This window comes from Microbacterium oleivorans, assembly GCF_001691565.1.
GTDB lineage: Bacteria > Actinomycetota > Actinomycetes > Actinomycetales > Microbacteriaceae > Microbacterium > Microbacterium oleivorans_B.
In genome coordinates, this window is record NZ_MAYO01000003.1 from 1,093,344 (window position 1) to 1,105,378 (window position 12,035).

A 12,035-nucleotide genomic window follows, 5' to 3' on the forward strand; every position below is an offset into this window, starting at 1 on the left:
TGCCGCATGGCAGGCCCGGCGACAGCCACCCCGCCTTCGCTATCGGAAGGCGAAGACGAGGATCAGGACGGGCACCACGACCAGGTAGCAGACGCCAAACGCCAGGATGACGGCTGTTCGCCGCGAGGTCACCTCCCGCAGGCGCCGACCGTCATCGCCCACGCCGGGCGGCGGGGTGAGGACCTCGGGGATCTGCTCCCCCGCGGAATCCGTCCCCGCGAGGTTGTCGTCGCGCCACCGAGCCCACTGATCGACCTTCTTGCTGAGCGCGCGGACAGTGGCCAGCAGCCACGTCCACGTGTCGGGGTCGACGGTGACGAGCGGCCCTTTCGCGTACAGGAACAGCCAGTCGTCGATGATCTCGGCATCCAGTCGCGCCGCGGTGTCGATGAAGCGAGCCATGATGTCGGGCGCGAACAGGTACAGCGCGTCCCTCTCGTAGCCTGCCGGACAGTACAGGCCGAAGTGCTGATCGAACTCGCCCTCCAGACGCAATCGCTGGTCGGGGTCGGGGACGAACATCGATTCGCGGCCGCCGACCACACCGCGCTCGGCGAGGCCGTCGAGCACGATGTGCGGCAACGGAGCGTCGAGTCTGATGGCGACGTATCCACGTCCCGAGTAATTCGCGATCTCCACGAAGCGGCCGCCAGGAAGGTGGATCGTCGGATCGGCCGCCTTCGAGCGCCACTTCGTGAAAAGGATGCCGGGATATTGCGGCTCGTACTCGCGGCCTACGTAGATGAGTCCGTTCGCCTTGGTGAACTCGTGGACACGGTAGGGGGATTCCACTCGCGGATCCCAGGCGGAATTCACGTATCGCCACGTCACCGGGATGGCCACGGCCGCCAGGGCCGTGATCATGATCTCCCACAGCTCAGGCCAGGTCCAGAGGTCCAGGTGAGCGAGGATGAGCACCGGAACGAAGAACACGAACCACACCGCTGAGAGCGTCATCATGATCAACGCGACCGTCAGCAGCGGCGCCCCTCGCCCAACGGACCATCGCGGGATGTGCCTCTTGTTGTAGGCCTTCACCGCAGCTCGATCCACCGGGTCCGTGAGGGCCGAGAAGTCCATGCGGCCACGCTATCGAGGGACGATCCGTCATGCCCGCCTGAACCCTGGCCCTTGCGCACGAGCCGGCCCTGTGGTCAGGGTGCGCAGAGGAGTGGTCTCGGGACGCCACGGGGATTCGGCGAAGAATGCCGGCCGTGCCGGATCAGAGGCGCCGTCGGTCTGACGGGGCCGGAACGGGGCATGGCAGGGCTCCCGCGCCGCGACATTCCGTCACGGACGGTCGCTTCGCGCCGCGGCATCCCACCCTCCGCGACGGAATCTCGGCAGCTTCCCCCGCGTCGACATCATGTTCTCTCGCCGAGGTCACACATTCTGCGCGGGCGGAGCGTGTGCGTTCGGCGAGAGGACATGATCCGGAGGGGGTGCGAGCGGATGCCGCACGGTTCGGAAAGCGCTTCCCGGTGGCGCAGGATCTCGCTAGGGGGGGCGGGTGACTTCCAGGTTCGCCATCGGCGAGACCGACTTCCTCCTCGACGGTCAGCCGCACCGGATCATCTCCGGCGCCCTGCACTACCCGCGCGTACACCCCGACCTCTGGCGCGACCGGATCCGCAAAGCGCGGCTCATGGGGCTGAACGCGATCGAGACCTACGTCATGTGGAACGCGCACGAGCCCGTCCAGGGACGATGGGATGCCACCGGCGCGCTCGACCTCGGCCGCTTCCTCGACATCGTCGCGGAAGAGGGGATGCACGCGATCGTCCGACCCGGCCCGTACGTGTGCGCCGAATGGCACGGCGGCGGCCTGCCGACCTGGCTGACCTCCGACCGCGACCTGCGGCTGCGCAGCTCCGACCCGCGCTACCTCGCCGCGGTGACCTCGTACCTCGAGAAGGTCAACGCGATCGTCGCGCCCCGACAGATCGACACCGGCGGCTCGGTCATCCTCGTGCAGATCGAGAACGAGTACGGCGCCTACGGGTCGGACAAGGACTACCTCGCAGAGCTGATCCGCGTCACCCGCGCCGGCGGCATCACCGTCCCGCTGACGCAGGTCGACCAGCCCATCCCCCACATGCTCGAGGGCGGTGCGCACGAAGGGCTCCACAAGACCGGCTCCTTCGGCGGACGCATCGACGAACGGCTCGCCGTGCTGCGCGAGCACCAACCGACCGGGCCGCTGATGTGCATGGAGTTCTGGTGCGGCTGGTTCGACCACTGGGGCGAGAAGCACCACACCACGACCTTCGCCGACTCCGCCGCCGACCTCGACCGCCTGCTGGCGGCCGGCGCGTCGGTGAACATCTACATGGTCCACGGCGGAACGAACTTCGGGCTGACCGCGGGCGCCAACGACTCCGGCCGGTACCTGCCCATGGTCACGAGCTACGACTACGACTCACCCATCTCGGAGTCGGGCGACATCACCGAGAAGTTCCGAGCCTTCCGTGACGTCATCGCGAAGCACGCCCCTGTGCCCGACGAGCCCCTGCCCGAGCCGGTCGACGCACCGACCCCGACAGTGCGGCTCGAGGCCGTGGCGTCGCCCCTCGACCTCGTCGCCACGAGCCGTGGGGAGTTCGCGGCGCCGCCGACGATGGACGAGCTCGGTGCCGACGTCGTCCTCGTCGAGTACCGCGTCGACGCGCCGCTCGACCGCCCCGCCGTCCTGCGCGCCGAGGTGCGCGATCACGCCTGGGTGCGGCGGGACGGAACCCTCGTCGGCCGGCTGCAGCGGACGCTCGGCGACGACACCCTCATCGTCCCCGCCGGCAGCGAGCTCAGCCTGCTCGTCGAGGAGACCGGCCGCGTCAACTACGACACGAAGATCGGCGAACCGAAGGGCCTCATCGGCGACGTGCAGCTCGACGGGGCACCCGTCACCGGTCCGTGGCGGGTGCGGACGATCGACGTCCCCGCCCTGGCGGTCGCCGTCACCGCCGCGGACGCGACCCCGCTGGACGGCCCCGCCGTGGGCCCGGTCGGGCTCCGCGGCGCCTTCGAGTTGGCGGCATCCGCCGATCTGTTCCTCGACAGCCGCGGGTGGGGCAAGGGCTACGCGTGGGTCAACGGCTTCTTCCTCGGACGGTACTGGCGACGCGGCCCGCAGCGCACGCTCTACGTCCCCGGCCCGGTGACGCGCGCCGGGGCGAACCAGCTGGTCATCGTCGAACTCGAAGAGACAGCCGAACCGACGGCGCGCTTCCTCGCGCGCCCCGACCTGGGACACGAGGTGGAGTGATGGCCTACGCCGCTGCATTCGATCTGGTCGCACGCCACGTCACGGAGGGCCGACTGCCCTCCGCGGTGCTGGGCGTTGCGACCGCCGAGGGCACGATCGCCCTCGACGCCTTCGGCGCCGACACGGCCGACCGGTATCCGCTGTTCTCGATCACGAAGCCGCTCGTCGGGATCGCGGCGGCGCGCGCCGTCGAGCGAGGGCTGCTCACGGCGGAGACGCCGCTGTCGGCGGCGATCCCGGGATTCGACGGTGACCGCGAAGACGTCGTGCGCCTGCGCCACCTCGTCTCGCACACCGTCGGGATCGCCGACCCGCCGCTCGATTCCGCCATCCCGCTGCGCACAGAGCTCACCACACGCGGGCGGGACTTCGCCCCGGGAGCGGCCTCGCGCTACTCCACCCTCGCCTTCGAAGGCATCGCCGCGCTGCTCGAGCACACCACCGGCCTCACCTGGGATGCCGCCGTCGCGGAGTGGAGTGGGGAGCTCGGTGCGACCGGACTCAGCCTCGACCACGCCGATGCAGCGAACATCGTCGACGCCGCCGAGGCGGGCGTCGACATGGAGCGCTTCCGCGCCGCGAAGAACCCGGGCGCAGGGCTCGCCGGCCGCGCCGACGACCTGCTGCGGCTGGGAAGCGCGCTGCTACGCATCGGCGGGGGCGAGACCGGCGGCATCCTGCAGCCGGCGACGCTCGCGATGATGCGTCGGCCGATCACCGGCGACATCCCCCGCCTCGAGCCCTACGTCGCCTCGCGCGGTCAGGACTGGGGATTCACCTGGAACCTGCGCACCCGTGCGCCGGGACTCATCGACCGCGACGTGTTCGGGCACGGCGGTTGGGCAGGCACGGAGTTCTGGGTGCACCCGTCCGCGGGCGTCGCATGGGCGCTGCTCACCACCCGCGTGCAACGCGACGGCTTCGACCTCGACGCGCTCGACAACGCCGTCATCGCCGCCCGCTGAGCCGGCCGCACCCGCGCGGTCGCCCCGCGGAGGCGCGTCAGCGCCGGAGACGAAACGCCCGACTCGCGGCAGGCGTTTCGACTCGCTGCGCACGCTCAACGACCGGAGGTAAGCCTGCGGTCGCCCCGCGGAGGCGCGTCAGCGCCGGAGACGAAGCGCCCACCATCAGCAGGCGTTTCGTCTCGCTGCGCTCGCTCAACGACCGGTGGTAAGCCTGCGGTCGTTGAGCGAGGGAGCGCAGCGACCGAGACGAAACGCCCGACCCGACGTGGCAGCTCAACGACCGGTAGCCGCGGCGCGCCCCTCGAGCTGCGCGCGCTCGATCGCCGCGCCGACGGGCGCATCTGCAGGGAAGTGCACCGCCGCGGCCGGGGGACCGGGCAGAATCTCGACGCGCAGCGACGTCGCCCCGGCGCGCGCCTCGGCGGGGATCCGCCACGGCCGGCCGGTCCACAGCGCATCCGCCACGAGCCGATCGCCGTCCCACATCCGCGCGACGTCGCCGTGCCAGTCGAGGGCGAGTGTCCGGTCGTCGTCCGGCGCGACAGAGACCTGCACGACCGCGGCATCCGACCAGTCCAGCGGCACCGACGCCCGTCCCGACGCGCCGACCACGGCCGACGGCACCGACCCCGCCTCGCGTTCGATCGTGCAGGTCACGGCTTCGTCGTCGACGGATGCCGCGGGCGCGACCGCCCGCCACCCGGCATCCGTCAGCATCTCGATCTTCGACGGCCCGGCGAACGTGACCCGACCGTCAGCCGAGACCACACCACCGGGCGCCCACACGAGCTCGTCGTCGACGATCGCGACGGCGTCGGCGTCGACCTCGGCGAGCAGCAAGACCCGCGCGACGACCATGCCCCCGCGGGAGAGTTCGACGAGCCGACCACGACCGCCGGGCTCGACCTCGACGATGTCGGCATCGGCATCGAGCGCGCCGCGGATGCCGGGGGTCTCGGTCGCGACGAGGAGCGGCACCTCTCGCCAGACGAGCTCGGTGACCGGCTGCGCCGTCATCCAGGTGAGGGTCGCATCGCCGACAGCCAGTCCGAACGGCCACGCGAAGGCCGCGCCTGAGGGGATGTCGACGGCGGGGAAGGTCGCGATCCCGCCGATCTCGAACGCCACGCCCTCGTGGGGTGGGAGCTCGACACCAGGCTGGCGGTTCACGACGAACACGAAACCGCTGCGCCCGTCGGAGCGAACCGACCAGCGCAGGCCCGTCACGTCCGGCGAGTCGACCGCGTCCACGGGGAACGACGCCGGCATTTCGGCGAGCGCGGCACCCCAGCGCTTCAGCAGCAGATGCTGGCGCCGCAGCGCGAACCAGCTCGGGCGCACCATGCCGTCGACCTGCACGGGCGCGCCGAAGTCGTAGGCGAGCTCGACGAAGTCGTTCGGCGCGCCGGTCTCGTGCGACTCCTGCAGGTGGCGCCGCGGGTTCCGGCCGTCGGCGTACATGTAGTACCCCTGCCAGACGCTCCCCGAGGCGAGCTTCGCGAGGGCGAGTGCCGAGACATCGGATGCCGGGACGTCGAGCCGCCGGTGGTACGCCGAAGCCATCCCGCCGCCGAGCTCGCAGGTCGCGAACGGGTACGGCTCGACCGCGTCGCGGGCGGAGACGACTCCGCCCCCGCGGTGATCGGCGCCGATCGAGTCGTCGTCGCGCCGAGGTGAGGGGTAGAAGTTCGAGAAGCTCCGCAGGTCGGGTCCGGCGTCGGCGTCGGCCCAGAACGACTCCGGATAGCCGCCGTACACCGGCAACGCGCCGGCGGGCACCTGCGCGCCGCCCCACGCGGTGGCGGTCCAGATCGGCGCGCCGATCCCGTGCGCCTCGGCCATCTCGCGGAGCCGCTCGAGGTGCGCTGCACCGTCGTACAGCTCGTTGTCGACCTGCACCGACAGCAGCGGGATGCCGGCGACCTCGACCGCGAGCCGGGCGTACCAGGCGTCGACGACCGCGAGGTAGTCGGGGTCGTTCGTGCGCAGCGGCATCCCGGAGTCGGCGAGCCAGTCGGGCAGGCCGCCGTGCCGCGCCTCGGCGTGGGCGTAGGGACCGATGCGCAGGATCAGTCCGAGCCCTGCGCGCTGCGCTTCGACGGCGAATGCCCGCAGGTCGAGGTCGCCGGTGAAGTCGACCTCGCCGCGCTGCGGCTCGTGGTGGTTCCACAGCACATACGTGGCGACATGGGTGAGCCCGCCGGCGCGCGCCGCGCGCAGCACCTCGGCCCACCGCGCCCTCGGCACGCGGCTGTAGTGCATCTCACCCGAGACCGGGAAGACCGCGGCATCCGCTTGCCGAATCGCCCTCGTCGTGACCGTCACCCCCGACGCATCGCCCGCGCTCGGACGGACGTCGGCGGCGGGCGCCGGGCTCGGCACCGGGACATCGATCCAGTGGGTGCGTTGCTTCAAAACTTCCCGTGACATCGAAACCCCCATCGGCTCAGTCGCGATCGCGTCCCTCGAGCCTACGAACCGCGGATGCCGCTCCAGCGACGACCAGCGAATCGTCCAGGCATGCCGCGGCATCCGCCATGCCGGGTGATCGGCGCACGGGGCGAGCCTGACGAGCGGTCGTCGGAGCGAGTTCCGCTGACTCGAGCCCCAGGCCTATTGAGATCCTTCCCGCGTCGCCCGCGATCCCATCGATGAACGAGGCATCCCTGAGGCGGCATAGGGCTTCGGCGAAGACTGCGCGAATCGAACGTGCACGAGCCGCTACCAAACTCTGAACCAGATCCGCCCGCCTATTCCCGACGCTGATCCGCCACGCCGCCGGCGTGTCCCCTCTTCGGGGGACATTCGCGGTTTTCGATTGCAATCGGCCTATTCGGGCCTTTACGGTCAGGATCAGACGAGGTATCCCTCGTCGAAACCAAGCGGGGGGAAATTGTGAACAAGGCACGAATCAAGGCGTCTGCATTGGCTGTCGCGGCGCTGGTAGTCGGCTCGGTGGTGGCTCTTGGCGCACCAGCGTCGGCGAACTCCGACTCGAGCACGAAGAGCTACCCAGGCGGGAAACTCACCGCGTACGTGTACATCCAAGACTGGTCGGACGCAAACAATTGCGGTTCATTCACGACTCGTGCGTCGTCGACGAAGACACTGTCTTACATCAGCAACCACGTCGACTGGGATCCGATCGGGATCGGCGCAAGCGCGAGCATCAAGGGCGTCGGCAGTGTTTCAGTCTCTGGAAACAACGGAGCTTCTCCGTCAGCAACCGTGACGAACAAGTCGGCGAAGACAGCTGGAATCTCGGGGATCGTGTGTATGTCGTGGTCCACGATCTACCTTGGGGTCTTTTCGACGGCTGAGACCAAGGTGGGTGGCGTCCTCTACCCCATCTCCGCGCACGTCTAAGTGAGCCATCACCGACCCGGGAGGGTCCAGTCCGCCTGGGCCCTCCCCCTCATCGTCATCACCCTGTTCACGGGTTGCTCAGCGGAACCGGTGGTAACCGTGGATGCATCTCTCGCTCGCGTGCAGCAGACCTTGGCCGATGACTACGACGCCCTGCTCGACGATGTCGGGCTCGTATACAACCCGACGCGAAATCTGACTGAGCCGGTTGATCTCTATGGATCTGCGCTCCTAATGGAGGGACGCGCTCGCCTGGAGGACGGCCTCGATGGGGTTAGCATCGCTGCCCTCGCTGAAGAAGACATCACTGCATATCGGGAAACGACTCGTACTCCCGACGAATGGGTCACCAGTTCGCTCGCTCGCCTTGAGCTCGCGAGCGGCCAACGCCTCGAGCTCGAACCTGCTCCATTCGAGTTGGCTGTCGCCAGCGATCCCATCGATGAAGCAACTCATGTTTGGCTGTTGGCCCTCGCCGCCAAAGTGGACACATCGATCGCTCGACCCCCCATTCTGGAACGCGCGAGGGCGCTCGCCGAGCTGGGACGCGGCGGGGTGCTGGCTGCTTCACGAACGCTGTCGAGTTGTGAGCTTCTCGGCGGTTCCTGTGAATGGCACGGACAGCTCACCACCTCAATGGATTTCTCGACGATTGAAGGAATCCTCGAGGTCGAGGCCGCCGGAATTCTCGATGCGCGCGGCGAGGTCGTTGATGGGTGGGACGCAAGTGCCGCGGCTTTCGACGCTGACGCGGCCCTGCGCCAACTCCGCGAAGGAGAGGATCTCCTCGCCGCGAGCTTGTCCAGCATCCTCGATTCGGCGGGCGCCGACCAAGACTCTTTCGAAGCGTACTTGCAGCGAGCGGCCCCTCGCATCGACCCGGGCACGGGGCTTTACCGACTGGTTGTACATGAACAGGGGACCATCTACGGCACATACGAGGCGCTGGCAACCCTTGGGGATGAGTTTCGAGACCTGGTAGCCGACCAGCCCACGGCGGACTACCTCAAGAAGCTCCTAACGGATGGCACCAGTCTTTCCCCGGTAGACAGAGCTCGCGCGCTCGCGATAGTTGCTGCCATCGAGCCTCTCGACTCGGAGCTGCAACGCCAGGTGTCGGAAACGAGTGAGACCTACGCGGGCACCCACCTCGGCCGGGACAACGCGCGAGAAGTACTCGATGTCCTCGATGCTCTCGCATGGCTGGAGGCGCAGCCAGGAGATGTAATTGTTGAGCCGTGGCCGCTCGTAGAGGAAGACGAACAGACTATTGATGCAATGTTGATCACCGCGCAGGATGGAGTGTTCGCAAACTCCGATGAGGTACTCACGGCCTATGCCGATCATTTAGACGATCTTGTGGCGTCGACCATCGCGCTTCAGGACGATAGCCCCCTCTTTCTTCACCGCCTTAGCGTCATTGCTAACCAGCCCGACGCACTCACGGGATCGGATGTGAAACAGTTGCGGGCCCGACTCTCCGCGTTGAAGGGGTGCGACGTGTCTACGGAAATGTACCGAGTGACCCCAGACCCATCCTCTCCCTGTGAACTCCAGGTGACGCGAAAAGCAGTCAACTCCGGTTTTGGTCTATAGGGAAATCAATGCTCGAACTTCGCACAGTTAGTAAGTCCTACAATACGGGCGGCACGTATGTGCGAGCTCTTGCGGAAACATCCGTGCTGGCTCCGAACGGTGCTGTCGTTTGGCTGGCTGGCGCGTCCGGTTCGGGCAAATCGACGCTGCTCGGCATCGCCGGCCTGCTCACGCGGCCCGATTCGGGCACCGTGTTGCTCGATGGTGAGGACCTCACAGATGCACCGGACGCACGAAGAACGGACGCTCGCCAGCGGCTGCTCGGCTTCGTCCCCCAGCAGCCGAGGCTGTTTGGAGATTTGACGGTGGAACAGAACGTGTCGCTCGCCCACACGCGCACGCAGCACGACAGGATCGCGTCGTCCCTTGCGTTAGTCGGAATCTCCCATCGCGCCCGGAGCCTGGCCAAGACGCTCTCTGGCGGGGAGCAGCAACGGGTCGCGATAGCGAGAGCCGTACAGCATGCACCCGCCGCCGTGCTCGCGGATGAGCCGACGTCCTCACTCGACGACGAGAACGCGCAGACGGTGCTGGGATTGTTCCGGCGATTGGCCGACGAGGGGCGATGCGTATTGATCGCATCGCATGATGCTCGTGTCGGAAGTATCGCCGACGCGATAGTCAATCTCATGGCAGGTGCAAGGTGAGGCCGATTCGCCTCGCGGGGTGGCTCATTCCCGCAGCCGTGCGCCGCGCGGCAACCGCTCTCACCATTGGCGCCCTCAGCGTGGGACTGTTTGGCGTCGCGCTACCGGCCATCGCGCACTCCGCGACAGCCACCGCGGAACGATCCGACGGACTTGGAGCAGCCGTGCTTCGGACCGTCGAAGTGGGTGCGTTCGGCATGGAAGCCGACCCGAGACCGCTGACCCGTGAGAACCTCGATGCCCTCGCAAACAAAGACGGGGTGGAATCGGTACAGGGCTGGGTGCAGGTGGACTTCGTCATCACGTCTGCGAACGGGTCAGTCTCAGTATCATTGACGCCTCGAATCTCCGCGGTACAGCCACCCCTGATAGACGGGCGGGAACCTGCGGGCCCTGGCGAGGTCGTCATCTCGCAGGGGGCATCGACCGAACTTGGCGTCGCAGTCGGCACAACTGTCGAGACTCAACACATTCGGCGCGACGCTGGTGGTGTGGGATCCGGAGTCGACTCGACCGCGGAAGTCGTCGGCATCTACGACGACCGTGTCGCAGGCGTTGACGGCCCAAGCGCGGGCTACGCAATCGACAGAATGGTGATGGGCTCCGTAGCCGATGCCGGTGGACACACTCTCGATTGGGTCGACGCGAATTTCACCTACCCAAAGGCCTACGTCGTGTTGCGCGACGTTGCCAACGTCCCCGAGTTCGTCGGAGAGCTTCAGAACGATGGGTATGCTCCCTCAAGCCTCGCTTCCATGCTCACGGGAGTCACGTCCGCGCAAAGCTTCTTGCTGGGGCTTCGACCTATCCTCACGGCGGTCGTGGTCCTCCTCCTCGTGATACTCGGGTGGACGACGTCGGCGACCGCACTCGCAGCACGTAGAGGGGAAATCGGCGTGCTTCGAGCGCTCGGCTGGCGACGGCGCGAAGTCGTTGGTACTTTCATCCTCCAACTGGGCGCCCAGGGCGCCGCCGTAGGAATCATCGGAGCATTGCTGGCCGCATTCGGGGGCGCCACGCTTCACCTTGCCGGGGGCGTGACCTTGTTCGGGGTATCTGTGACGCTCCCGCTTGACGCTTCGTTCGCGGGAACGCTTGGGTGGCTCGCTTTCGGCGCGATCATATGTTTTACGTTAGGGGCGCTGGTCCCTGCGGCGCGCGCCTCCTCCTTCGAGCCCGACGAGGTTTTGCGCGACCTGCCGCGATAGCAGCAAGTGCCGCGCCCGCGGCATCCGCTCACCCCTTGCGGTGCTCCCGGTAGGCCGTCGGAGCCACCCCGTGAGTGATGCGGAACCGGCGGGAGAAGTAGAACGGGTCGTCCATGCCGACGCGGCGGCCGATCTCGGCGACGGGGAGGTCGGTGGTGTCGAGCAGGCGCCGTGCGCGCGCCATCTTCAGCGCGAGGTGGTGCGCGACGACGCCGCCCCCGGTCGCCTCGCGGAAGAGGGAGGCCAGGTGCGACGGCGACACCCCGACCATCGCGGCGAGCTCAGGGACGTGGACGCTCCCGTCGACGCGGTCCTCGAGATAGCGGAGCGCGCGCTCGAGTGGGGTGCCGTGCTCGGGGAGCAGTCGGTCGACCGCGAGCTGCGTGAGCAGCCGCCACGCCATGCCGGACGTCGCAACCAGACGCGCGGGCGTCGTGTCGCGCTCGAGCGACGTCGAGATCTCGTCGAGCATCGCCGTCGCCCGGTCGGCTCCGCGCAGCGACAGCGTCACGCGCGCCGGTGAGATGTCGGCTGCGTCGAGCAGCTCCGCGACGTCGGAACCGCGCACATGGCACCACCAGATCGTCCAGGGATCGTCGGCGGACGCACCGTATGAATGCGGGATGCCGCCGGGCAGCACGATCGCGGTCGACGAGCCGACGCGCGTGCGCTGTCCACCCGCCTCGACCCACCCGCTGCCGTCGACGCAGACGATCACGATTGTCTCGGCCGCGCCGTTCGGGCGGTGGCGCCCATGGTCGGCGGCGCGTGGGAAGTAGCCTGCATCCGTCACGACGATCCGACGCGTGACCGGCCTGAGCAATGCCGCCTCGACGAGCGGTCGCGGGACGACGCTCAACCTCTGCCGCTCGAAGCCTTCCGCCCGTTCCACGACCCCATCCTGCCACCCAGCGGCCACCGCGTCGCTGACCATCGGATCGTCCATGCCCACGCGGCGATCGGGCATGGAGCGCCGACCCCGCCGACC

At 68.1% G+C, this 12,035-nt stretch carries 8 protein-coding genes; 5 read left to right on the forward strand and 3 right to left on the reverse strand.

Going from position 1 to position 12,035, the window contains the following annotated elements:
- Positions 1-39: 39 nt before the first annotated feature.
- The gene (locus BBA86_RS08035) at positions 40-1,080 is read right to left on the reverse strand and encodes a hypothetical protein (RefSeq protein WP_065571086.1); all 1,041 of its coding nucleotides are present in this window, start codon (positions 1,078-1,080) and stop codon (positions 40-42) included.
- A gap of 430 nt (positions 1,081-1,510) precedes the next feature.
- Here BBA86_RS08035 and BBA86_RS08040 point away from each other — a divergent pair, with 430 nt between their 5' ends.
- Complete coding sequence (locus BBA86_RS08040) at positions 1,511-3,262, forward strand: glycoside hydrolase family 35 protein (RefSeq protein WP_065571087.1); 1,752 nt, start codon at positions 1,511-1,513, stop codon at positions 3,260-3,262.
- Entirely contained in the window at positions 3,262-4,227 is a 966-nt protein-coding gene (locus tag BBA86_RS08045; RefSeq protein WP_065571088.1) for a serine hydrolase domain-containing protein, read from the forward strand. Before BBA86_RS08040 ends, BBA86_RS08045 begins: the two co-directional genes overlap by 1 nt.
- Before the next feature lie 276 nt (positions 4,228-4,503).
- On the opposite strand, the gene BBA86_RS08050 is transcribed toward BBA86_RS08045, so the two are convergent.
- Entirely contained in the window at positions 4,504-6,660 is a 2,157-nt protein-coding gene (locus BBA86_RS08050; RefSeq protein ID WP_065571089.1) for a beta-galactosidase, read from the reverse strand.
- A gap of 1,056 nt (positions 6,661-7,716) precedes the next feature.
- Here BBA86_RS08050 and BBA86_RS08060 point away from each other — a divergent pair.
- The 3 genes from BBA86_RS08060 to BBA86_RS08070 all read left to right on the forward strand — a co-directional run bounded on the left by BBA86_RS08060 (position 7,717) and on the right by BBA86_RS08070 (position 11,047).
- The gene (locus BBA86_RS08060; RefSeq protein WP_141677855.1) at positions 7,717-9,192 is read left to right on the forward strand and encodes a hypothetical protein; all 1,476 of its coding nucleotides are present in this window, start codon (positions 7,717-7,719) and stop codon (positions 9,190-9,192) included.
- A gap of 8 nt (positions 9,193-9,200) precedes the next feature.
- Positions 9,201-9,839 (forward strand): ABC transporter ATP-binding protein, encoded by a 639-nt coding sequence (locus BBA86_RS08065; protein ID WP_065571092.1) that lies wholly within the window; start codon positions 9,201-9,203, stop codon positions 9,837-9,839.
- A gap of 164 nt (positions 9,840-10,003) precedes the next feature.
- On the forward strand, positions 10,004-11,047 hold the full coding sequence (locus BBA86_RS08070; RefSeq protein WP_083199504.1) for an ABC transporter permease: 1,044 nt from the start codon (positions 10,004-10,006) through the stop codon (positions 11,045-11,047).
- Between the two features lie 28 nt (positions 11,048-11,075).
- On the opposite strand, the gene BBA86_RS08075 is transcribed toward BBA86_RS08070, so the two are convergent.
- Positions 11,076-11,939, reverse strand: a complete 864-nt coding sequence (locus BBA86_RS08075; RefSeq protein ID WP_065572225.1) for an AraC family transcriptional regulator — start codon at positions 11,937-11,939, stop codon at positions 11,076-11,078.
- Between the last annotated feature and the right edge of the window lie 96 nt (positions 11,940-12,035).